This window comes from Gammaproteobacteria bacterium, from assembly GCA_024235095.1.
GTDB lineage: Bacteria > Pseudomonadota > Gammaproteobacteria > Competibacterales > Competibacteraceae > UBA2383.
The window spans coordinates 89,514-112,897 of the sequence record JACKNC010000003.1 but is presented as its reverse complement, the minus strand read 5'-3'; the positions used below and the strand labels follow the sequence as shown (position 1 = coordinate 112,897).

The 23,384-nt window shown below is 52.7% G+C and carries 18 protein-coding genes and 1 pseudogene; 11 read left to right on the top strand and 8 right to left on the bottom strand.

From position 1 onward, the window contains the following. Window positions 1–126 precede the first annotated feature (126 nt). Window positions 127–2,109, top strand: coding sequence for an APC family permease (locus H6973_17485; GenBank protein ID MCP5127367.1), 1,983 nt, complete (start codon window positions 127–129; stop codon window positions 2,107–2,109). A 6-nt stretch (window positions 2,110–2,115) separates the two neighbouring features. On the opposite strand, the gene H6973_17480 is transcribed toward H6973_17485, so the two are convergent. After that, on the bottom strand, window positions 2,116–2,943 hold the full coding sequence (locus H6973_17480; GenBank protein ID MCP5127366.1) for a MipA/OmpV family protein: 828 nt from the start codon (window positions 2,941–2,943) through the stop codon (window positions 2,116–2,118). A gap of 143 nt (window positions 2,944–3,086) precedes the next feature. On the opposite strand from H6973_17480, the gene H6973_17475 reads away from it, so the two are divergent. Beyond that, window positions 3,087–4,913 (top strand): SLC13 family permease, encoded by a 1,827-nt coding sequence (locus H6973_17475; protein ID MCP5127365.1) that lies wholly within the window; start codon window positions 3,087–3,089, stop codon window positions 4,911–4,913. On the opposite strand, the gene H6973_17470 is transcribed toward H6973_17475, so the two are convergent. Both H6973_17470 and H6973_17465 read right to left on the bottom strand, forming a co-directional pair. Next, window positions 4,885–7,338, bottom strand: a complete 2,454-nt coding sequence (locus H6973_17470) for an EAL domain-containing protein (protein ID MCP5127364.1) — start codon at window positions 7,336–7,338, stop codon at window positions 4,885–4,887. The two genes, H6973_17475 and H6973_17470, sit on opposite strands and share 29 nt — an antisense overlap. Window positions 7,339–8,003: 665 nt before the next feature. After that, window positions 8,004–9,275 (bottom strand): transposase, encoded by a 1,272-nt coding sequence (locus tag H6973_17465; protein ID MCP5127363.1) that lies wholly within the window; start codon window positions 9,273–9,275, stop codon window positions 8,004–8,006. Between the two features lie 357 nt (window positions 9,276–9,632). Here H6973_17465 and H6973_17460 point away from each other — a divergent pair, with 357 nt between their 5' ends. Further along, the gene (locus tag H6973_17460; GenBank protein ID MCP5127362.1) at window positions 9,633–10,187 is read left to right on the top strand and encodes an ISAs1 family transposase; all 555 of its coding nucleotides are present in this window, start codon (window positions 9,633–9,635) and stop codon (window positions 10,185–10,187) included. Here the strand turns inward: H6973_17460 and H6973_17455 are convergent. After that, window positions 10,160–11,328, bottom strand: a protein-coding gene (locus H6973_17455; protein ID MCP5127361.1) for an IS3 family transposase whose coding sequence is annotated in 2 segments (ribosomal slippage) — window positions 10,160–11,055 and window positions 11,055–11,328 — 1,170 coding nt in all. Because the reading frame shifts where the segments join, the coding sequence is not laid out codon by codon here. The genes H6973_17460 and H6973_17455 overlap by 28 nt on opposite strands. 66 nt (window positions 11,329–11,394) lie before the next feature. Further along, on the bottom strand, window positions 11,395–12,225 hold the full coding sequence (locus H6973_17450) for a helix-turn-helix domain-containing protein (GenBank protein MCP5127360.1): 831 nt from the start codon (window positions 12,223–12,225) through the stop codon (window positions 11,395–11,397). Window positions 12,226–12,451: 226 nt separating this feature from the next. On the opposite strand from H6973_17450, the gene H6973_17445 reads away from it, so the two are divergent. The 5 genes from H6973_17445 to H6973_17425 all read left to right on the top strand — a co-directional run bounded on the left by H6973_17445 (window position 12,452) and on the right by H6973_17425 (window position 15,294). Continuing rightward, window positions 12,452–13,111: a hypothetical protein gene (locus H6973_17445; protein ID MCP5127359.1), complete on the top strand. Its 660-nt coding sequence runs from the start codon at window positions 12,452–12,454 to the stop codon at window positions 13,109–13,111. Window positions 13,112–13,174: 63 nt separating this feature from the next. Next, window positions 13,175–13,504, top strand: a complete 330-nt coding sequence (locus H6973_17440) for a hypothetical protein (GenBank protein MCP5127358.1) — start codon at window positions 13,175–13,177, stop codon at window positions 13,502–13,504. A gap of 92 nt (window positions 13,505–13,596) precedes the next feature. Then, window positions 13,597–13,971, top strand: coding sequence for a hypothetical protein (locus H6973_17435; protein ID MCP5127357.1), 375 nt, complete (start codon window positions 13,597–13,599; stop codon window positions 13,969–13,971). Window positions 13,972–14,005: 34 nt separating this feature from the next. Beyond that, window positions 14,006–14,686, top strand: coding sequence for an IS6 family transposase (locus H6973_17430; GenBank protein MCP5127356.1), 681 nt, complete (start codon window positions 14,006–14,008; stop codon window positions 14,684–14,686). A gap of 110 nt (window positions 14,687–14,796) precedes the next feature. Continuing rightward, the gene (locus H6973_17425) at window positions 14,797–15,294 is read left to right on the top strand and encodes a hypothetical protein (protein ID MCP5127355.1); all 498 of its coding nucleotides are present in this window, start codon (window positions 14,797–14,799) and stop codon (window positions 15,292–15,294) included. 78 nt (window positions 15,295–15,372) lie between these two features. Here H6973_17425 and H6973_17420 read toward each other — a convergent pair whose 3' ends face one another. Continuing rightward, window positions 15,373–15,603, bottom strand: coding sequence for a hypothetical protein (locus H6973_17420; protein MCP5127354.1), 231 nt, complete (start codon window positions 15,601–15,603; stop codon window positions 15,373–15,375). A gap of 493 nt (window positions 15,604–16,096) precedes the next feature. Here H6973_17420 and H6973_17415 point away from each other — a divergent pair, with 493 nt between their 5' ends. After that, window positions 16,097–17,182, top strand: a complete 1,086-nt coding sequence (locus H6973_17415) for a helix-turn-helix domain-containing protein (protein MCP5127353.1) — start codon at window positions 16,097–16,099, stop codon at window positions 17,180–17,182. Window positions 17,183–17,340: 158 nt separating this feature from the next. After that, the gene (locus H6973_17410) at window positions 17,341–18,516 is read left to right on the top strand and encodes a radical SAM protein (GenBank protein ID MCP5127352.1); all 1,176 of its coding nucleotides are present in this window, start codon (window positions 17,341–17,343) and stop codon (window positions 18,514–18,516) included. Here H6973_17410 and H6973_17405 read toward each other — a convergent pair. After that, a pseudogene (locus H6973_17405) lies at window positions 18,447–18,599 on the bottom strand (IS21 family transposase). The gene H6973_17410 and the pseudogene H6973_17405 sit on opposite strands and share 70 nt — an antisense overlap. 330 nt (window positions 18,600–18,929) lie before the next feature. Here H6973_17405 and H6973_17400 point away from each other — a divergent pair. Further along, window positions 18,930–20,216: a citrate synthase gene (locus tag H6973_17400; GenBank protein MCP5127351.1), complete on the top strand. Its 1,287-nt coding sequence runs from the start codon at window positions 18,930–18,932 to the stop codon at window positions 20,214–20,216. A gap of 198 nt (window positions 20,217–20,414) precedes the next feature. Here the strand turns inward: H6973_17400 and H6973_17395 are convergent, their stop codons facing one another. Further along, window positions 20,415–23,375 (bottom strand): ABC transporter substrate-binding protein, encoded by a 2,961-nt coding sequence (locus H6973_17395; GenBank protein MCP5127350.1) that lies wholly within the window; start codon window positions 23,373–23,375, stop codon window positions 20,415–20,417. Window positions 23,376–23,384 lie beyond the last annotated feature (9 nt).

The following is a 23,384-nucleotide window of genomic DNA, read 5'->3' as shown; positions in this document are numbered from 1 at the left end:
CAAACTTGGCCAAACGAGGTAGGGTGGATGAGCATGGCAAGAGATCTGTCTCTCGAAGTATTTTGAACAGATACCTGCTGCAATGGTGAAACCCGGCATTATTAAAACCGCAACGAGAAACCATGTATGCCGTTCGCTAACAAAGTCAAGGAGGTGGTTATTGGTAAACCGCAAGACCCCCTCCATACTGATTCTCCTCATGTTTCCGACAAGCGCTACAACATCGCTTTAGTCGCTTTTCTCGCCTGGATCAGCCTGGGCGCCGACGGTTTATCCTCGGCCTGTTATGGCCCGCAGGAAGCTTTTTTGGCGCTAGGGCGTTATACCCATCTCGGCCTCTACCTAGCGGTCGCTACTTTTCTGACGGTGTTCATCATCGCCTTGGCCTACAACCAGGTCATTGAACTGTTTCCTTCGGGCGGCGGCGGTTACAAAATCGCCACGCAACTATTGGGTTCCCGAGCTGGGCTGGTATCGGGTTCAGCGCTGCTGGTGGATTACGTATTGACCATTGCGATTTCCATCGCCGCTGGGGTCGATGCCCTGTTCAGCCTGCTGCCCATTGGCGCACAGCCTTATAAACTGATCACCGAAATCATTCTGGGTATCGGTTTGATCGCGCTCAACCTGCGCAGCATGAAAGAGTCGCTCCAAGTCCTGCTGCCGATTTTCGTCGGTTTCATTCTGACCCACGCCGGATTGATCATCTATGGCATCGTCACCCATGCCGAAGGATTGCCTGCGCTGATCCCGGATACGCTCGCCGAGACCGAGCAACTTACCCAGCAGATGGGCTGGATATTCGCTGCTTCGTTATTTCTGAAAGCCTATTCACTTGGCGGCGGCACCTACACAGGCTTGGAGGCGGTTTCCAATAATGTTCAACTGCTGCGGGAGCCGCGGGTAACCACTGGCCGCTATACCATGCTGTACATGGCTATCGCGCTCAGTTTCACTGCTGGCGGCGTTATCCTGCTCTATCTGCTTTGGAACGCTCAATATATCCCCTACCAGACCCTGAATGCGGTAACCTTCAGCGCCATTATTGACAGTTGGCGGCTTGACCCGGCTTTGAGCCACAGCATGCTGGCGATTGTGATGCTACTGGAGACAGGACTGCTGTTTGTTGCGGCCAATATCGGTTTTCTCGGCGGGCCGCGCGTGTTGGCCTATATGGCGGTGGATTCCTGGGCGCCGCGCCAGTTCCGCAATCTGTCCGGACGGTTGGTCACCCAGAACGGCATCCTGCTGATGGGACTGGGGGCGCTCGGCATTCTGGCGTGGACCGAGGGTGATGTGTCGGTGCTGGTGGTGCTGTACAGCATCAATGTGTTCATAACTTTTTCGTTATCGCTGCTGGGCCTGTGCAAGCATTGGTGGACCAATCGCTACGATGAGAAACACTACAAATCGCGGTTAATGCTGTCATTGCTGGGTTTCACCGTCACCGGGGGCATTCTGATCGTAACCGTAGTGGAAAAATTCACCGAAGGCGGCTGGCTGACGATCCTGATCACGGGTCTGATCATCACCCTCTGCGCACTGATCAAACGCCACTATGAAGAGGTGCGCCAGCAGCTGCGCACGGTCGATGCGCTTTATGCGCCGCGCCCGGACTGGGGTGAGGATTTGCCAGAACCACCGCTGGATCCCGCTCTACCTACCGCCATTTTCCTGGTCGGCAAGAATCGCGGCCTGGGGATGTACACGTTAAAATGGCTTAATGAAGTATTTGCCGGCCATTTCAGAAATTTCATTTTTCTGAGCGTAGGCGAGGTGGATGCGGAAAGCTATGGCGGTAAGGGCGCGCTACGCTCGTTGAAATATCAGATCGAAAACTCACTGCGTTACTACGTCCATTATTGCCACAACCAGGGATGGGCAGCGACTTCCTATGCTGCTTATGGCACAGATGTAGAATCTGAGCTGGAAAAGCTGGTGGTGGAAGTCACCAGCGAGTATCCCAACAGCGTTTGCCTAGGCAGCAAACTCATTTTTTCCCATGAAAACTGGCTGATTTCATGGCTGCATAACCACACGGCCATCGCCATGCAGCGCCGGTTGCATCTTCGGGAAATTCAGATGATTGTCACGCCGATCAAGATTTAAAAGAGTCTACTTCCAGGCGTAACCGATGCCGACGCCACCGCTCAACTGGTTGGCGTCGCCGCGTTTGACAATCGGACTGTCAGCGGCATCGCCGGAAATCCGTTGGTAAAGCAATCCCGCGCCCGCGTACCATTCCGGCGTGATTTGAACCACTACCGCCGGCCAGGCATACCACTGCGTTAGCCCGCCACCGGGACTAAAGATCGGCAAGCCACTTGCCCGCGAGTCTTTTGGAGTGATGCCGTAATAAGCCTGGTTGTAGCTTGAACTCACCCACGAAGCGCCGCCGCCGACCCCAATGACCGCTCTGTGACTGATGGGGAACCAGAAATTAGCCCACAATGAACTATTTGTGCCGCTATAAACATCACCCAGATCGCCCATGACCTGCGCGCCGACCCGAAAGCGCCATGGAATACCTTCAAAGTTGTTGTAAATGTATGAGACGACAACCCCCCCCTGGACGGTGTTGTCTACATCCGACAGACGGGCGACGACCTTGTCGTCCACATCGCTGCGCCCGAATTGCAGAGAGAAAATCGGACCGATCTGCCAGGTCGGCGAATCCAGCAGGTTGATATCCAGGATAGGGCCATACCACTCAATGAATCGATTACTATCCTTGAATTGATAGTATAAGCCGGGCGCCGCCCCCCAGATGTAATCGTCGGAACCGCTGTACTCCGGGGTCACGCCTACTCCTAACCCCACGAAATTAGGGATGAAACCCTTGGAGGGATCCTCAGCGCGCACCGGCGGCGAACCAGGGAACAGGCCAATCGCGAGCACTATAGCGGCCACTTTAAAGAAGATATTGGGTGAATGAGTCTGCATGTCTTGAACCTGGAAAGTGGTAGGGAGGGGAGTCGGTGCGGCTATTCATAGGCGCGTTATCATTTAAGCTGTAACTTTATCTCCGATTGATGATCCCGCCAATACCTAATTCATTTTACGACCTCAAAGGAACCCACTAAATCATGACTTTTGATGCTCTCTTCGTATTTGGTCTGCTGGCCGTGACCGTCGTTCTGTTCGCCAGCGACCGATTGCGACCGGATGTAGTCGCCCTACTGGTCATTTTAGCGCTGATTCTCGGCGACATCCTGCCTGTCGCTCAAGCCGTCGCCGGTTTTGGCGACCAGTTGGTCCTGCTGATCGCCGGCCTATTCGTGGTTGGAGAAGGCCTGGTGCGCACTGGCGTCGCTTATCAAGTGGGACTTTGGCTGACCCGCATGGCTGGGGCCAGCGAAGGTCGGTTGCTGATTCTGCTCATGCTCGCGGTCGCCGGTCTGGGCGCATTTATGAGTTCCACTGGCGTGGTCGCTATTTTCATTCCAGTAGTGCTCGGCATCACCGCCCGGCTTGGGATCAGCCCCAGCCGGCTGATGATGCCCATGGCCTTCGCCGCCCTGTTTAGCGGTATGTTAACCCTGATCGCTACGCCGCCGAATCTGGTCATTAACGACGCTTTGCGCAGCGCGGGTCTGCAACCGTTTGGCTTTTTTGACATCACGCCGATTGGCCTGCTGGCGCTGGCGCTGGGCATCTTCTATATGTGGATAGTTGGCGCTCGCCTTCTGCCCGCTGATCCCCTCAGGAACGGAACGGTGGGTCGGCGACAAACCCTGGTGGATCTGGCCGAGAACTACAATTTGATGGGGAAACTCCATCGATTGCGCTTCGATCCGGGTTCGCCTTTGATCGGCCAAACGGTTTCCGAGGCGCAATTACGCACCCGTTACGGCATCACGGTGGTCGGCATTGGTCATTCGGAGCGCGCCACGGAAATCGTATCACCCGCGCTGGCCAATACCGAATTTCATCCTGCCGATGCGCTCTACGTCGTTGGTGAAGACGAAGCGATTGCAACTCTGTGCGCGAATGAACGTCTGGGCCGTCTGTTAATCCAGGAAAGTCAGCAACGCAGCCTGGTTCAGGAATTGGGCATGGTCGAGGTTATGTTGCCCCCCGATTCCGAATTAATCGGGCAAACCCTGCGCCAGGCGGCATTCCGCACCCATCACGGCTTGAGCGTACTGGGCATTCGCCGCAATCGCCAGCCTCTGCCGGGCAATCTGATCGAGGAAAAACTGGCGTTTGGCGACACCCTGCTCATTGCTGGCGCCTGGAAGCAAATCAGCCTGTTGCAAAACGACCATAAGCATTTCCTGGTGCTCAATCTACCTGCAGAACTCAGCGACGTTGCTCCTGCGTATCGACAAGCCCCATTTGCTTTGGCCATCCTTCTGACCATGGTCGCGCTCATGACCTTTGGCATCGTGCCTAATGTAGCGGCGGTTCTGCTGGCGGCCTTGGCCATGGGCGTCTTCCGTTGCCTGCGCATGGAAGACGCTTACCGTTCCATCAACTGGCCCAGCCTGGTTGTGATCGCTGGCATGTTGCCCTTGGCCAGGGCGCTGGAACAGACGGGGGGTGTCACGCTGATCGCCGATGGACTGGTAGCCGGACTGGGCGGGTTCAGCCCGCTGGTCCTGCTGGCTGGCGTATTCCTGCTCGCCGCGCTGGTCGGCATGTTTATCTCCAACACCGCCACCGCCGTGCTAGTAGCGCCGATCGCGATCGTCGCCGCTCAAAAAATCGGCGTCTCTCCTTACCCTTTTGCCATGACCGTTGCCATCGCCGCCTCGGCGGCGTTCGTTACTCCGGTATCCTCACCGGTCAATACCCTGGTGCTGGCGCCGGGTGGTTATCGATTCAACGACTTCGTGCGGGTCGGATTACCGTTGTTATTAGCGATCATGGCGCTTACCTTGATCATGACGCCGCTTCTGCTGCCGTTCTAAGGCGGTTCTGTATCAGTAGTTCCCGGAACTCGGCCAGTGGCATGGGCCGACCAAAGTAATAACCCTGGCCCTCATCACAACCGTGCGCTTGCAGGAACGCCTGTTGTTCAGGCGTTTCCACTCCTTCAGCCACCACTTCCAACTCCAGTCCATGCGCCAAGGTGACAATGGCGTCCACAATAGCCACACTGCTGGTATTTTCCGGGAGATCCTTCACGAAGGCGCGATCAATCTTAAGTACGTTCACCGGAAACTGCTGCAAATAACTGAGTGATGAGTAGCCCGTGCCAAAGTCGTCAATAGCAATACGCACACCCATCGCCTTGAAGGCGTGCAAGACCGCCATATTCTCCTCGTTGTTATGCATCAGGATTCCCTCGGTCAACTCTAGTTCCAGGCAAGCGGGATCAAAACCGCTCGTCGTTAACGCCTCGCGAACCCGATCCTTCAAATCCGTTTGGCGGAACTGACGACCCGAGAGATTGACCGCAATACGCAATCCAGGAAAACCATCTTTATGCAACTGTGTAATTTCGTTAACGGCAGCTCGTAATATCCATTCACCTATGGGCAGCACCAACCCATTTTCCTCGGCAATCGGAATAAATCGGACCGGCGAAACCAGACCCATATCCGGATGATTCCAACGAATCAAGGCTTCGGCGCCCGTGATGGCGCCAGTGCGAAAATCCCATTTCGGTTGATAATACAGCTCCAGTTGACGCCGATTCATTGCATGTCTTAAATCAGTTTCAAGGTTTAACCGTTCCCGCGACAGCATCGTCCCGCCAGACAGGTAGAATTGGTAGTTGTTCCTTCCCATATCCTTGGCTCGATACAAAGCAATATCGGCATTTTTAAGCAGCGATTCATTCGTGCGGCCATCGCGCGGATACAGACTGATCCCGATGCTGCAAGTGATGTTCAGTTCACGTCCATCCAAACGGAAGGGTTGAATTATGGCGTCCAACATGCGCTGTGCGGCTCGCGTTGCGTCATCATTACTGGTTAGATCAGGCAATAAAATAGCGAATTCATCACCGCCTTGCCGAGAAATAGTATCGCATTGACGAATGCATTGTTGTAATCGAGTTGCAACTTCATTTAACAATCGATCGCCAATTTTGTGGCCTAACGCATCATTGATCAATTTGAAACGATCAAGATCCACTAGCAACATTCCAGCCAGATTATGTTCGCGTCCGGCGCGCAACAACGCCTGTTGCAGGCGATCATTTAGCAAGGTGCGGTTGGGCAATCCGGTCAGGGCGTCATAATAAGCCAGATGCTTGATATGCTCAGCCGCCTGCCGACGTTCCGTAATGTCCTGGATGACAGTCACAAAGTGATCCACCATGCCATTCGCCTGGCGTACGCAACGGGTGGACACGCTGGCGTACAGCAACGCGCCATCCTGACGAATGAAGCGTTTGTCGAGCGAGTAACCTTCGATGCGGCGATTAAGAACCCGTTTAAGTTGGATCTCCTCAGCGGATTGATCATCGGGATGAGTCATTTCCGCCCAGGTCATGCCCAGCAATCGCGACCGCCGGTAGCCTAGCATCTCGCAAGTTCGGTCATTGACTTCCCACCAACGTTTGTCAGGACCAATCAGAGCAATACCGATCAGCGGTAATTCGAAATAATTACGAAAACGGGCCTCGCTAGCGCGCAGGGTTTCTTCGGTCTTCTTGAGATCGGCGATATCGATGCTGGCGCCCAAATGGCCCGTGATCCGACCTGCGCGATCACGCATCGGTCTGGCGCGGGTTTTTAGCCAGGTTTCTCGGCCCGAAGGCGTCCGAAATCGGTACTGCGTGGCAACTTCGTTACCCTGTTCATTGGCGTTTTTCCAAATTTGCAACGTTTGTTCACGATCATCAGCATGCAGCGCTTGTGTCCAGCCCAAACCCATTGCCTGCTCAGCGGTTAAACCTGCCAGCCAACACCAGTAATTATTGACGTAACGACATTCACCATGCGTATCATTAATAAATATCCCTACAGGCAGTTGCTGCGTCAGTTTCCGAAAACGTTGTTCGCTCTCACGTAGTGCTTCCGTAATATTTTGTTGGCGTTTCAACTCTGCTTCCAATTGTTGTTGACGGTCATCCAGCACAACAATTCGCGCCTGTTGCTGTTCCCGCTCTTTCTGGCTGCGGCGATCCCGAATAATCAGGAAAGCGATGATGCTGATCGCCGCCAAACCTAGCAATATCAGTACAAAAACACTCAGGATAGGGAGTTGAAAGTGTGCGGTCACGTTCTCTATGGTTGTAGATGCCGCCAAAACCTCTGCGGCAATGAAGAAAGTCGTAAATCCGCCCATACTCATTAGTTGAGCCACGAAACCTGGCAATCGGAGCAATCGGCACCACTTCTTGCCGATACCGTCAGCTGTTTTACCTGCGCCCTTTCGGTTCATCGCCGGGTAGTCCTGTAGAAAGTAGTGACTGATTTATGGTATAGTTTTAGTGGTGATAAGAGAAGCGATAAAAAACCATGATTTGTCCACGTTGCCACTCATTAATTAAGTGTCGTTAAAAACGGCAGTATTCATAATCATAAACCTAAATTTGCTTGCCAGGGCAAGCGCATTAAAAAGTCTATTAAAATCAATATCATAAATAAATTACTTTTTTGTAGTTTTTTGAGGTATTTTAAAAATCCTATTTTCTCATTATAATGATGACTATAACACTCTGTTAAAGTTTTAAATTAGTCATGAGATTTTTCTTATGTGTATTTTTCCGTCTCAGTCATTAGCTGCGATACAAGAATCACAATTTATTGTGAATCCGTTGGCCCGTGCAATGGGGGATGTATGCCGGGAATCAAAACCAATTTCGCTTTATTCACTACCAAAATCAACGATTTTAGAAGTGTTCTCAAAAATAACAGATCCACCAGCAATTCCCGTTCTCTCTGTTTAGACCTTTTTCGAATAGATCAATTCTAGTGATTATAGAATACAAGAAAAGAAAGAAAAAATATCCCCTAAGCGTTCAAAGACGCTTAATAGCTTATATATTAAAGAGACCCTGATAACCAGACTAAGAAAATAGAACATGCCCACAGTCTAACCAGACGCTAAGAGGTATTCGGCTGTAGGAATCCACCATAATGTCCATAGATAATCGCACGCCAGAGTGATTCCCAAGTATCAATAAAGAATTCGGTAAAAAGTCCTTTTATTTTGATCCATAACGCGGTGCGTGAATGAAAACGCTGGCGAGCAGCCTGGAAAAAGGCACAGCCATATTCCTGGACTTGATCAATAAGAAAAGCCAGCATCATCAACATCGCAAAAACGGTCGCTAAATACTGTTCCCCATGTCCATCGTTGTGTTCAAATTCGTAGTCTTGATTTTTCAGGGTATTGAAGACTTGATTTTCAATGTGCCAGCGGCTGCGCCCTCCTTTCATCACAAGATGGACATTTTTTGCCGTGAGTGTGATGTCCGTCACCCATGAAAAGTTGAATTCCTGACCGTCGCGAATTTCCCAATAATCGAGAAAATTGACCATTAAATCGGGATGTGATTTGTTCAAAGGAATGCCATTGATCCACCGATAGCCTCGGAGAATTTTGTCGTCTCCTAAGACCTCAAATTCTTCATATTGACCCGTGTAAATACGATGTTTAACCTCAGCAAAGAGAGCGTCCTGACCTCCCAGTTTTACCGAAATAATATAACCAATATTTAGTTCTTTCAGTAACTTGATGTGCGGACCGTTCGCGAATAGACTATCTTCCACCACGCGCAAAGGCCAATGAGGAAAGGTTTCACGAAGCGCTTTTAATAGGCGTTTGCCCGCATTCGCTTCACAATCGTTTTTGGTTTCACCATCTTGATGTGTAATGGCTTCGGGAAAAAAAGGGATGACTTGTTTCTGGTTAGGATGAACGATCACCGCGCCTAATAATTGATGATAATAACTCACTTCACCCTTGCGATGCTGACGGGTACAGCAGTGCGGGCAATGAACATTTGATGAAGCGAATTCCCCGGTACCATCAATACTGATTAAAAAATGTCCTAAATAACGAAAATTTTCCAAAAGACCTTGATCATAAAGTCCTTGGTTAATTTGAATAAAGGGGGCGCGAAGTTCGAGGGGATCCACGCGATCCAGCACCGACCGCATCTGGGTATCGCAGGGCGCTTGTTCAACGCCATATAATGATTTTAAATTTGCGCGAATTCGTGCTTCATTGCGGTGTTCATCAAATTTTAACAAGGAAGGATATTTTAAGCTGAAGACCGCTAAACCCGACATTAAGACATCGGTTAATGAATATTGTTGGCCATAACGACGGGGGTCAGGGATGTTTTCAAAGGCCCGCCGCGCCTGATTCAGGAGCGCTGGCGCTGACCAGCGATTCCCGGTCTCTTTCCTAGTCTTTGATTGATAATGGTTTTTTCTAAAAAATTTATCAGTGTTTAATAAAAAATATATTGATAAATCATTTAGATGAGCAAAAGAGAGCGGGAATTGCTGGGCGCTGACACCGTTTGATTTAAAGAATTCGGTAAAGGGTGAAAAGGGAATTTCTTCATGATCAAACCACACCGGATGCGTTTTAGATCCAAACACGCCAAAAAAACAAAAATTGAGGCGAAAAATCGCTTTTCATAATACACTGATTATATAGAAATTTTCAAGAGACCGGGAATTGCTGCAGATCCACGCCTTGATCGAAAAAAAAGACACCTTTTGTCTGATACTATTGTGATTGCCATTTGTGCAGTTATTGGTGGTATCGATGATTGGGTTGGGATCGAATCCTTTGGAAATGATCATTATGATTGGTTTAAAAAATTCTTACCCCTCCCTCATGGAATTCCATCACATGACACCTTCGGCCGGGTCTTTTCATTGATTAACCCTCAGGAATTTGAGGCCTGTTTTATTGAGTGGGTGAACTTGATTCGATTTAAAGTTCCCAGAGAAGTCGTAGCGGTCGATGGAAAAACTTTGCGCCGTTCCCATGATGAAAAACAGGGACAATCAGCCCTTCATATCATCAGTGCTTGGGCTTCAGAAAATAATCTCATTCTTGGACAGCGCAAAACGGATTCCAAATCAAATGAAATTAATGCATTACCAGAACTTCTTCAACTTCTTGATTTATCAGGATGTATTGTCACAGCCGATGCCATGAATTGTCAAAAAGCGATCGCTCAACTGATTACTGAAAAAGCAGGTGATTTAAGATACTCCCCCTTGTCAAGACCAAAATTCTATGAAATTAAGAGAGAGGCGGGTTGATAAACACGTATCCTGTCACCATTGTCCTGCAACGATCCCAGATACACCTGAGCGGGTGTCCGGTAGTCCAATGATTGATGGAAACGTTTGTGGTTATAGAAGTGGAAGAAGTCTTGCAGCCCTAACCGGACTTCATGAACGCTCTGGATTTCCTGTAAGTAGACGTATTCATACTTGACTGTTCGCCAAAGTCGTTCCACAAAAATGTTGTCCAAGGCCCGTCCTCGTCCATCCATACTGACCTGGATACCTTTGTCCAGGAGTGGCTGGGTAAAGCGCGGTGTCGTGAACTGGGCACCTTGATCCGTCTTGAAGATTTCACACTGCCGTGACTCCAGAATCCGATCAACGGCCTCGATGCAAAAGTCCGCATCCAGGGTGGTGCTGATCGCCCAACCCAACACATAGCGGCTGTACCAATCCATGACCGCCATCAGGTAAACAAAGCCGGAGGCCAGTCGGACATAGGTAATATCCGTACTCCATACTTGGTCACAGCGCTCAATGGACAGGCCCCGCAACCGGTAGGGATAGATGGGATTCTCCACGTTCGGTTGACTGGTATTGGGTTTCTGGTACACCGCGTCCAGTCCCATGATGCGCAACAACCGTCGAACCCGCTTGACGTTGACGAGATGTCCGAGACTGCGCAAGTAAGCAACCATGCGCAGAACACCGTAGTAGGGCGTTCGCGTATACTGCTCATCCAGGAGGCGCATCAGGTTCAGGTTTTCCGCGCGCTCACCGACGGGCTGATAGTACAAGCTGGAACGATTCAGGCCCAGTAGTTCGCATTGTTTCCGGAGACTGAAGGTGGAGTTGTGGGGTTCAATCAGCATCTTCCTGACCTCTAATGCAGGGCTGAGGACTTTTTTTTCAGCCAGTCCCGCTCGGCAATCAGTTGTCCAATCTGCCGGTGCAATTCATCGATTTGCCCCTGTTGCGTCTCCTGTACCCGCGCTGGTTTACCCGAGAACGCTTCTGGAATCGCCGCCAGGGCCTGTTTCTTCCAGGCGTTGATCTGAGTGGCGTGAATACCATACTCTGCCGTCAGCTGATTGCTGGTTTTCTGTTGACGAATCGCCTCCAAGGCCCCTTTGGTCTTGAACTCAACCGTATGCCTTTTGCGCACTCCTGCCATATTTCACCTTGCCTTTCGCTGTTGCCTTCTCTCTTAGAGCCTGGTCTAAAATATGGGTAGTGTCCCTCAACTGCTGTGGTGAATCTGGGCGAAGTCGGGAAACACCTGTTCGAGTTTCGGTAGTTGATCGATGACTTCAGCGGGGACACGATAGGATAACAATTCTGCGGTGGTCCAGACATGATCGGTCATGCCAGCCGCCATCGCGGGCGTACCGGGGGACCATCGACGCAGGGTTCCGTGTCCGCGCGTCGGTTCGGGCGATACGAGCGGTTGTCGCAAGCTGCGGTGGGGTAACACCAAATGATAGTAGGCTAATGAAACCCATAATTGTTTCTCAAACCATTTGAGATTTTTAGAAAATCTGATCGTACGCCGAGTCAGACGCTGGTTGCTTTGTCGTTGGGTCAGGTTATCGCGCTCCACAAAACTGGTATTGATCCCCCCGCTAACGGGGGAAGTTTGCACGTAGGCCGCCACGGTCTGGGTATCGCCAAACACCACATGGGTCTTCACTTTCACGACCCGACCCTGCTGGCGGATTTTGATGACTTGGGCATACTGCATCTCGGGCAGCGGTCGGCGCCGGGGTTTGGGCTGAGGACCTCGCGAACCGCGACGCACCGGTTGATACCATTCCCCATAGGTCATCAACAGCGCTTTTTCATACTCGGGCCATTGATCACTGGTAAAAAAAGGGATATGTAGATCAGTCACTTGTCGAACGCGTGCCAGCAATTGATCCGCATAAGTTTGGGTCCGTTTGCCGATCACAAACGCCAATACCAACCGCCATTCCGGCGCAAAAGCGAGCCAGACCCACGCATCGCCATACGTTTCATGATAACTTTTGGTGCCCGGCAGATTCGCTTGTTTGGTATGCACAAAACTCCACAATTCATCGAGTTGACACTCTTGTACATGTACTCATCAGTCATAAGTTCTCTCCCTGAAAAGCCTTGACGGCCGCTCCTCAAGAGCAGCATGAATTCCCCTCAGCGGTCCGCGCCTGAACAACCCGGTCGCCCGAGGAGAATCCATGCTGATTTATGTATACCATGCTTGAGAAAGTTTTCGCAGCGCCTTTGCGCGGCAGCGCAGTTGGCTGCTGTTCTGCGCGGTGGTGTTGAGCTTTCTCGCCGCCCCGGAAATGATCGGGGTGACGTCAATGTGCCGGTTCTGGCAGGGGAATGAAGCGGTCTATCACCGGTTTCTGCATTTCTGTCGCTCCAAAGCTTATGATCTAGAGACCCTGTTGGCGACGTGGCAGGGTTATGTGTGGCGTCAGGCCGTCGCCGTCCAGGTGGCCGGGCGGGCTGTCTTGTTGGGTGATCATACGCTGGTGGTCAAGGATGGGGGGCGTATGCCAGGCGTCGTGTCGTTACATGACGCTTCAGAAACCCAGCACAAGCCATCGTACTTCCGCGGGCACTGCTGGGGCGCGATCGGGGTGGTGGTTGGCGCACTCGATGCTTGTTTTTGTTTGCCTTTAGCCCTGCGCATGCATCAAGGCTTTTGCCATTTAGGTCAGGTGGAACCGACTTCACCCCAAAGGGGCGCGGACCCGAGCCTGCCCGAGCGGGTGGTGCAGATGGCCCTGACGTTGACCATCGATCAGGATGGCCCCGCATTTTTAGTCTTGGATGCCTTTTTCTCGATCGCGGGGGTCTTTCGCTTGGCCCAATCCGTTTATTCCATCGCCTTGAAGCAACCGTATTTGGTGATCGTGGCCCGGGCCAAGAAAAATGGTCCTGTAAATTTTCCTGTGATAGACAAACCATAGGGTATACTGATATCTAACTTTTTGCTTTTTCAAGAACTCTTTTGGAGCCGGCCTATTAGGGCATTGATTGATTTTGAAAAAGGGCGAAATCCATGGAAGGCTGCCGATCGGGCGGCGGCTGAGGATGCGTCCAGAAATTCTGTAAAAAACCACGCCTCCTCTTTGATCTGGAGAAGCGCCATGCCGACCGTTGAATTGATTCTTCGTGATGATGAAGGTCGTATTATTGATCATCGATCCACACGAACATATTCTTTGGATTGGAGAAATCAAAGCTTGCATTGTATTGAAGGTGCAGTTGAAGAATTTAAGAAAAATGCACTACCGGATCTTCAGGCTGATTTGTTAGAAGCGGCTCAAAACATCTTTATTCAGGATAAAAAAAAGACTTGATTTGCAATGGGACAACACCCATCAAGATTAAGACGCTTCATGGACCTTTTGAATTTAGACTTCAGCGATTTATTGATCGAGAATACCCTAGTTTGCCTCATCGAACCTACTTTGATTTGACGGATCAATTTCAGGAAGATTATGTGAGTGATCGGTTAAAAGAATTCTCCGCTTATTATAGCAATCGCTTAAGCTATATCGATGTATCCGATTTAATAGAGAGGGTCACCGGGTTCCGACAACTCAGTGACCAAAAAATCCACCATGTGGTGGTTGAAAAGGCGCAAGCGCTCAGTCAAGCGTGCGTCGCGCAAGTGGAAGAAACCTTATCGAAGACGAGTGGTTCTGTCATCAACATTGACCCTGATGTTGATATTTACGACCCAGAAAGTCGGGAAATTCTGATTTTCGAAGATGCCATTCAAGTCGGTTCTGTTGCGTTAGCTGATAGGGTCGGATTTCGGTAAGCTACACGGCCCCTGTCCTGACTTGAGAACCCGCATGATCGATTTTAGAGGCCACCGCTTTGAACGAGACATCATCCTAACGAGTGTCCGTTGGTACCTCGCCTATCCGTTGAGCTATCGGAACCTGGAAGAGATGCTGGCGGAGCGGGGTGTCGACGTGGATCATTCCAGCGTCTACCGCTGGGTCCAGAAGTTTACGCCGCAGTTGGAAGCGGCTTTCCGCAAAGGACAAAAGCGCCCGGTGGGCACAAGTTGGCGGATGGATGAGACCTACATTAAGGTCAAAGGCCAGTGGAAGTACCTCTACCGCGCGGTTGATCGAGACGGCCAGACGATCGACTTCCTGTTCACGGCGCATCGCGATAAGAAAGCCGCCCTGCGCTTTCTCAAAAAGGCGATACGGCAGCACGGTCTTCCGGACAAAGTCACGATCGATAAGAGTGGCGCTAACACCGCTGCCCTGGATGCACTCCAGGAGGAGACGGGCGCCGCCATTGAGATTCGCCAAAACAAGTACTTAAATAATTTAGTGGAACAAGATCATCGCGCCGTTAAACGGATCGTCCGCCCCATGCTGGGGTTCAAAGGCTTTCATTCTGCTCGGACCACCCTGCGGGGCATCGAACTCCTGCACATGATCAAGAAGGGCCAAATGATCATGGCCGAAGGGACGAATCTCTCCGCCGCAGGACAATTTTATTCACTGGCTGCCTAATAACCTGCAAGGGTTACCCAATCGTGCTCGAAAAAAATTAACGCAACAGAACCCTCGGCGACGCCCTCCTGTTCATCTTCGCGATCACCTCGCGCGGCCCTTTGGTCCTCATGTGCTCCGATCTGAGCCTCTCACCCATCACCGCGTTGGAACTCTATTGTGTCCGCACCCGCATCGAAATTCTGTTCGCGGTATTAAAGCAGCTCCTGGGCGCTTTTTGTTTTCACTTCTGGACTTCACACCTACCACGCCATGCCCGCCGTCCGACCCGGAATCGGTCGCTCAAGGCCCCGGTGATTGAGCGTCAGCCCACGGTCGCCGCCTGTTGGCAAGCCTATGAAGTCTTCGTCTTCTGCGCCGTGGTCGCCCAAGGCTTGTTGCAGCTGATCGCTCTGCGCTTTGGCCCTGAAGTCTGGCAACAACATCGGTTCTATCTGCGCACCCGTTCCCGCGACCTGCCCTCGGAGAAAACAGTCCGGCAAGTCCTCGCTCCTCAGGTGATCAAACCACTTCTCGATCTCCCACCAAACAGTCTCATCGCGCAGATCCGACACGCTTTCCAAGGTACCACGGAGGAGGAACCGGCCGACCCGCCTTCGATCGTCTGAATCCTTGCTCAAATCACTCGGTTAAATAATGTATTCTTGGCTGATTAACCTTCAGTCAGGGGCGGTCTTGTTCGACGATTAGACCGAGAACTTACGACTGAGGAGTACATGTAAATCATGCCACAGATAGAGCATCACCCGCCGACACTGGCGCGCCGCCCGGTCCAACCAGGCACACACCGTATCTTTGTCCGTCAGGACAATCCGGGCGGTCGCCCGCAGCGAAGTCCCCTCCGCCAGTGCGCGTACCGCCAATTCGAAAACGGCGGGTTCAGCATCCAAACCACAATAGGCCGTTCCATAACTCAAGACGACATGTCTCCCGCACGCTCGGCAGAGCGCTCTTGGATGACCACGGCTACTCCCATCTTTGATCAACTGTCCTGTTTTAAAGGGCTTTCCATAGTGACGGCAGTTCCGGTTTGGGCAATACAACGACTCCCACTCCATGCTGATCTCCCCGCTGAGTACCATAGCTCAGAGGCGGATGCCCCAGCATGATCAAAGTAGCATCTAGGTTCACCACAGCAGTTGAGGGACACTACCAAAAGTTGAAGCAATGGAAGATTGGAAAAGTAACCTTCAACGACTTTAGGTGGTGTCCCTCAGTTTACGTGATGAGCTAAGCCAGTGACGACGACAACATGTATCCTCATTGTGATTGTGGTGTTAATCACTGACCGGGGATCTTATGAAGTGGGAAACGCTCTACTGCCCCAATCGTTCCTGTCACCACTACGGTCGGCCCTTTGGTCAAGGGTTGTTGGTCAAAAATGGTTCCAGTCACGGGAAAAAGCAGGCGTTGTGTCGTTCGTGCGGGAGGAGAGTGTCCTTGACGTACGGAACTGCGTATTTTGACCTCGAGGCCGACCCCGCCGTTTTCGAACTGGCGATGCGGGCGTTGGCGGAGGGAAATTCCATCCAGGGTACGGCACGAATCGTCCAGATCGACAAGGATACGGTTTGTGCGTGGTTGACTCGGGCCGCCCAGCAATGTCGTTTGGTGGTTTTGTCCCATTGGCGCGAGCTGACGGTGACCGAGTGTCAACTGGATGAATTGTGGAGCTTTGTCCATACCAAGGACCAGAATCTGCCGATGGCGCAGCAATGGTGCGAGACGGATGGCGATGCTTGGGTGTGGGTCGCCTTTGCGCCCGAATGGCGCCTGGTGGTAGGGTTTGTCGTGGGCCAGCGCACGCAGGCTCAGGCGAACCTGCTCCTGGAGCGCGTGGTGTATGTGACCGACGATCACGTCCCCTTCTTTACTAGCGACCAATGGCCGGGCTATCCCAGCGCCTTGCTCCATGCCTATGGGGAATGGTATCAGCCCGAGCGCCAAGGGACGCGAGGACGATATCCGGCCCCACGGTGCCGCCCACCGCCGAATTTGCTGTATGCTCAAGTGGTTAAGCGACGTGAAAAAGGACGGGTGGTCGAGGTGACCCGTAAGAGGGTCTGGGGAAGCGCGGACGAGCTTCAGGCGCGATTGGCCGCATCCGCCACCAGCACGACGATCAACACGAGCTTTGTGGAGCGGGATAACCTGGCCTGGCGCGAACACAATCGGCGGTTGGCTCGCAAGACGACCGCGTTTTCCAAGCAACGGTCGTGGATGGAAAAGCAGGTGTGGCTGTCGTTGGCTTACTACCATTTCTGCTTGCCCCACCTGAGCCTGCGTGAGGAATTGCCCACCCCGGAACCGACCCGAGGCAACGGATCGCCCCGTAAATGGCGGCCTGTCACGCCGGCCATGGCGGCGGGGATGACCGATCATATCTGGACCACGGCGGAGTTGCTGGGCTTTCGGGTACCCGCACCGTTTCTGAATACCTTGGAAACCATCAAACACTTGTTCCCCGCACTCGACGATGCTCATCACGTAAACTGAGGGACACCACCCGACTTTAGACAACGCCTGCTATTGTCTTTCCGCATGGAAACCGGACAAATTCAGAAGCAATTCCCTGTTTCCTTTCTTGATACCTGAAACCTGACGCCTGAAGCTTCTATATTAAGGTTGCCTTCCGTTTTTAAGGAACCCTCCCCATGAAAAATCACTTTTCATTGATCCTGCTCTCCACCCTGCAATGTAATGCAGATTGCGAATACTGTTTCGAGAACAAAACCACTGACCGGTTGACGCTCGATCGCCTGGGCGAGATTATGCGCAAAGTGCTGGACTATATGGTGGAGAAGTCGCTATCGGCAGTGACGATCTATTGGCAGGGCGGGGAAGCCATGTTACTGCCGCCGAGCTGGTACGAGCAGGCTCACGATTTGATCCAGCGGGAAGCCGAAGCGCGCGGCAAACAAGTCTTTCACAGCCTGCAAAGCAATATGCTGGCTTACAGTTCCCGCTGGAATTCAATCATTGCCAAAATGTTCGGCAATTCCGTGGGCACCTCGCTGGACTACCCCAACCTGCACCGCAGACTCCTTGGCCAGGGGCCGGAGAGCTATAACGAAATCTGGGGCAAACGGGTGCGGGAAGCGCGGGCAGCGGGTATCGATGTGCAGGTCATTGCGGTGCCGAATCAGGCTACCTTGGACATCGGTGCCGAACGGTTCTACACCCATTTCGTCGATGAATTGGGCATTACCGATTTCCAGGTCAATACGCCCTTCCCCGGCGGCGAAGCAAGCAGCGTCAAAAAAGAATTGCCGGTGAAGGAAGTGCAGAAACTCAATCGCTTTTACACGGATTTGGCTGAAGTCTGGTTGGAGCGCGGCTACCATCAAGGGGTGCGAGTTGGACCCCTGGACGCCCTCCTCCAGTATTTCAGTCATGAATCAGCGACACTGCCTTGCATTTGGGGTGACAATTGCGCCAACGCACTGGTCTCGATTGACGCTCGGGGTTACGTGGCGCAATGCGATTGCTGGGTGACCAGTTATCCTGAATATCACTACGGGAACATTTTTGAATCGGACAACTTTGGCGAATTGTTGCGCAATAGTCCCGCCCGTCAGCAATTCAACGAACGACCGATTCAACTTATCCAGCGTGACTGCCTCAACTGCAATTATTTATCACTCTGTCACGGCGGTTGCCCGGTACGAACTTACACTGTACATGGCTCCCTGTTTGAAAAAGACCCCTACTGTGAGCTATACAAGGCGATGTTCAACCGCATGGAACGCGCAGCTCGGGACTTTTTTTGCGGATCTCGGGGCGGACATGGCTCAATCCGGAACACATACCCCTCCGCGCAATCGGCATAACTCCGCTGGACTTGCGGACCGTAGAGACAGGCCCTGGTGATAGCGCGCTTGGGGTCATCGATGATCGCCCGCCCAACGACGCCAAACCCTCCTGGAGCGGATCAAAATCCCCCCTAGCCCCCCTTTTTCAAAGAGGGGGGTTTCGCGCTTATCTATAAGATTTTGTTATTATTAGATAATATTAAAATTATCTAATAACTATTCGATTATATGTGGAAATCCACAAGGTTCCAGTTATGCAACGCGCGTTGCCCCTGTATAATCTTCCCAAGATGCCTGGGACTGACCCAAAAGGCGCAACAGGACTGATCGGCCTCCAAAAGAACTGTGCAATCATACGGAGCGAGAAAAATCGACTCCATGATCAGGCTTTGCCAAACAACTCACTCTATTCCAATCCTAGGAGCCTAGCCATGAGCCAAAACTGCCGTATCGAACTGGAAGGAAAGTCCTATGAATTCCCGATCATCGAGGGAACTGAAAAAGAACGGGCGATCGACATCACCACTTTGCGTGACCGGACGGGTTTGATCACTCTGGACGAGGGGTATGGCAACACCGGTTCCTGCACCTCGGACATTACCTTCATTGATGGCGACAAGGGCATACTGCGCTATCGCGGCATCCCGATTGAACAACTGGCCGAAAAGGGTTCCTTTATTGAAACCGCCTGGCTGGTGATCTGGGGCCGCCTTCCTACACCCGAAGAATTACAACGCTTCCGGGCGCGGCTGACCACGAATGAAATGTTGCATGAGAGCTTGCGCAATCATTTCGAGGGATTTCCGCCCAACGCGCCTCCGATGGCCATTCTCTCGGCGATGATCAATGCCATGAGCTGCTATGAGCCGGAAATGATGGAGATCGAGGATGAAACGACTCTGGAGCGGGCAGCGGCGCGGATCATCTCCAAGGTGCGCACCGTCGCCGCAGCCAGTTACAAGATGTCGATTGGCCAACCACTGATGTATCCCCACCCCGAATTCAGTTATTGCAATAACTTTTTGCACATGATGTTTTCCCTGCCTTATCGGGAATATGTGCCGGATCGGGAGATCACTCGCGCCCTCTCGCTGTTTTTGATTCTGCATGCCGACCATGAACAGAATTGTTCGACCAGCACAGTGCGGATGGTCGCTTCCAGCGGCGCTAACATGTTCGCCAGTTGTGCGGCTGGAGTCTGCGCCCTGTGGGGGCCGCTGCATGGCGGCGCGAATGTGGCGGTCGTGGAAATGCTGGAATTCATCAATCAATCCGGCATGAGCGTGTCCGACTATGTCACCAAAGTTAAAGCCAAGGATTCCAAGTTGCGGTTGATGGGTTTTGGTCACCGGGTCTATAAGAACTTCGATCCACGCTCCAAGATTCTCAAGGCGGCGGCGGACAAGGTGCTGGCCAAACTGAATGTCAAGGATCCGCTGCTGGAGATTGCTGGCGAACTGGAAGATGTGGCATTAAACGATCCCTATTTTATAGAACGCAAGCTCTACCCGAACGTAGATTTCTACAGCGGCATCATTTTGCGCGCCATGGGTATTCCGCTCAACATGTTTACCGTGATGTTCGCCATAGGCCGAATGCCCGGCTGGATCGCCAATTGGAAGGAAATTCATGACAATACCAAGGCTCGCTTGCACCGGCCACGGCAGATCTATACCGGTAACGCTATCCAGGATTATGTGTCGATTGAAAAGCGGTAACGGATTGCGCTGCGATTCTGGAGAGTAAAGAACTCCGCCGCTTGCGGCGGGGTTTTCAAAAAGACAAAAGGCACATCGCATATTCGACGAGAACCCAGACCTAGCCGAGTTAACGATTTTCACGCTTTTGCTGGCATGTTAATTGCTAAATCGACGTTCTTCTCCATCAAGCCGGAGATCGGGTCGCCTCTTGAACTACTAGCCGAACCCTCGCCGCATTAACCACGGTTCCAGCGGCAAGGCGACCTGAAGTCCTTCCGCCTGTAGCCCCGCCATAATCGCCCGGTTCACCGCAGTCTTGACCATCTCGGGAGAAACTCGTTCCGGATGATGATAAACCTGTAGTTTGTAACGAACGCCGTAGCTTTCCAGCGTATCGACCACGACGCGGATCGGCTGGTCTGCTAATAACACGCCAGTCGCGACCACCTGCCGAACGCTGTTCTCCAACACCTGCTGGGCGCGTTCAACCGGCACGGAAAATTCCAGCACGACCGGGATCTCCATCCGGCTGGGATAGGTGGGACGGGAATAGTTGGTGATCACTGCATTGCTGATCACACTGTTGGGAATCACCACCAGATTGTTATCCCGGGTCCAGATCCGGGTGGTGCGCCAGTTCAATTCCTCAACGCGCCCGAACTGCCGCCCGTACCAACGGGTCGCGATGCCGATCCACTGCGACAAAGTGAACGGTCGTTCCAGATTCAACACCAGGCCGCTAAATGCATCGAGAATCAAATTTTGCAGGGCGATGCCCAGAATCAACGTCAACAATCCAGAAGCGGCCCAAATCGTGGTCAGTGGCCGGTCAAACACAAACGCGAGAATGCACACGCCGGCTATCCCGAAAACCACCAAATTGACGAAGGTTCGGGCGACATTCGGGACGGGATAGTGCGTCTGCCGTTCAATGGGACGCCAGACCAGCGGTGGCAGCAGCGCAACCACGCAGAGCGCCGGCAACAACCACCACAGGCTCTTGAAGAAAAGTAACATCAATTCCAGCTGATAGAGTTCCAGGCGTTCGGCATACAAGCTATTAAAAAGGTATTCCAGCAGGTACAGCAGACAGGCGCTGGCCAACAGCCGCAGCAAAACCATGGACACCGGAACGCGGCGTTGTAGCCAGGGCGTCCAGCTCACGAAAAACAGAATACTGAAGAAGGTAAACCACGATCCACTAAACTGATCGGGCAAAATCCGGGCGAGTTGGCGTCGCAAGGAGACTTCCGCCTGATGACCCTGGATGCGAGCGTAGAAATGCGAGTACGGCAACACAATCCTCCGAAACAGCGGATCGCCGAGTGTGCTGCGGTTATGGATTTCCTGATAGACCGCACCGTCCTTGATCACCCAGCCGGAATCAGCCGCCAGCACTTGCTCTGCACGCAGAATTTGCCCCCATCCTCGGTGTCCTTCGCGCAAGCCCATGTTCTGGCTGTCGGTAACGAAGACCAGTCGATTGTGATCCAGATAGGCGTGATGAAACTGAAGGGTAAAATCTTCGTTGCCGTCGATCAGGTTCCGGTGCGTGGTGATGTAGTGAAAAGTTCCCTGGACCCGGAACGCTCGATAGTGCTCGCCGAACAGATCCCGGGTTACGCTGGGCTTCGCCAAGCGGATCGGCGTCACCGCGTCGGGAAACACAATGTTTTCGATGTCCAGCGCGCCGCTATAGCGAAACCACACATCCACATCGGCGGCAAAAGTGCGCGTCTTTTCGTCGATCGCATACAGTTTGTTCCAATGAATGCCGGTATAAACCACCTGGACGATCTGCAACAGGCTGTCGCCCAGATCAATGATGTTCTCGCCCTGCGCCCGCAAGGCGCTGACTTGCTCCGGGTCCTGAACGAACTGCAACTGGCGGGTCGCGGGGGTCACATGTCCATTCTTGGCGCGGGCGATGTAAACCGGTCGAATCGCATCGCCTTCCGCATCGAAATACAGCGGCCCCATCAGACCCAAAGCGGCGCGCGCCGGTGAATCCATCGCCGCGAGTTGATCACGCACCGCCTGACGCAGACTTGGGACATCAACCCCATCGATCGCCGGCAATCGCCGCAGCGCTTCGGCGATCACCTGCGCGCTGTCATAAGCGTAAATCGCGCTCCACACCGGGTTTTCCTGATAGATTGCTGCATAATCGCGGATAAATTGCCGGGCTGCCGCGGTCGCTGTATCGGGAATGAAGGGCGCGGCGATATACATGCCTTCGGTAAAGTGTAGCGAAGGTTCACGATCAGCAGCCGATTCCGGGGTCGGTTCTGCGCTAAACCCCGCCAAGGCCAGCGAGTCGCTGCCCAGCAGTTGCGCAGTAACGCCGCGTTGGCGCAGGGCATGCACCAGGGGCTTGGCCTGAGAGGGACGCAGAATTAATAAGATGGCCTGTATTTTGTTATCCGCCGCTAACTGCGACACTGCCTGGTCGATCTCTTCGGGCCGGGGTTGTTCTGACAACACGATCGAGGAGCGGACGCGCAACCCGATGGCGTCTGCAGTGAACTCAAACGTTCGATTCAAGGTGGCGGCGTAAGCGTCCGCCAAGCGCACAACGGCTACGGACCGGAAATTCAGGACCGATTTGATGTAATGCGCCAGGATGTTCGCCTGCAAGTCATCGTTAAAAATAACGCGGAAGTACCAGGGGTTGAACTGCGTCACATTGGGATTGGTCGAGGTCGGCGTGACCGCCGGCACTTTGTACAATCGGTACAGCGAGCCGGCAGCGCGCGAGGCGGTGCTGGAGCCATGACCGATCACCGCCACGATATCCGGACTGAGGCCGATCTGTTCCGCGACGCGCTCGGCTTGTTGCGCATTACGCACATCGTCGAACGGCTGGAGCGCCAGAGGATGACCGTGAACGCCACCCTCAGCGTTGATTTTATCAATGAGCAGTTGCGCGCCGCGCAACATGGCGATGCCGGCAGCGGCATTCGGCCCACTGAAGGCGTTAGCCACGGCAATCCTGATCGGCTCCGCTTTCAGCGAAGGCTTCGAAAACGAGTCGATGAGAACGCCTGCACCCCAAGACCCGATGATCGCCACGATGATCAACAACCCGGCGCCCAGCGCGATAAACAACGGGGTGCGCGACCGGGATTGCAACGATGCCCAGTGGCTGAGTTTGCGCAGGGCGCCAACGTTTTTCATGAACTCAGT

What these genes read in the sequence shown, in the direction of transcription:
- H6973_17485 (MCP5127367.1), top strand. Translation starts at nt 127, where the DNA reads ATGCCGTTCGCTAACAAAGTCAAGGAGGTGGTTATTGGTAAACCGCAA.
- H6973_17480 (MCP5127366.1), bottom strand. Translation starts at nt 2,943, where the DNA reads ATGCAGACTCATTCACCCAATATCTTCTTTAAAGTGGCCGCTATAGTG.
- H6973_17475 (MCP5127365.1), top strand. Translation starts at nt 3,087, where the DNA reads ATGACTTTTGATGCTCTCTTCGTATTTGGTCTGCTGGCCGTGACCGTC.
- H6973_17470 (MCP5127364.1), bottom strand. Translation starts at nt 7,338, where the DNA reads ATGAACCGAAAGGGCGCAGGTAAAACAGCTGACGGTATCGGCAAGAAG.
- H6973_17430 (MCP5127356.1), top strand. Translation starts at nt 14,006, where the DNA reads ATGATCGATTTTAGAGGCCACCGCTTTGAACGAGACATCATCCTAACG.
- H6973_17425 (MCP5127355.1), top strand. Translation starts at nt 14,797, where the DNA reads ATGTGCTCCGATCTGAGCCTCTCACCCATCACCGCGTTGGAACTCTAT.
- H6973_17410 (MCP5127352.1), top strand. Translation starts at nt 17,341, where the DNA reads ATGAAAAATCACTTTTCATTGATCCTGCTCTCCACCCTGCAATGTAAT.
- H6973_17400 (MCP5127351.1), top strand. Translation starts at nt 18,930, where the DNA reads ATGAGCCAAAACTGCCGTATCGAACTGGAAGGAAAGTCCTATGAATTC.
- H6973_17395 (MCP5127350.1), bottom strand. Translation starts at nt 23,375, where the DNA reads ATGAAAAACGTTGGCGCCCTGCGCAAACTCAGCCACTGGGCATCGTTG.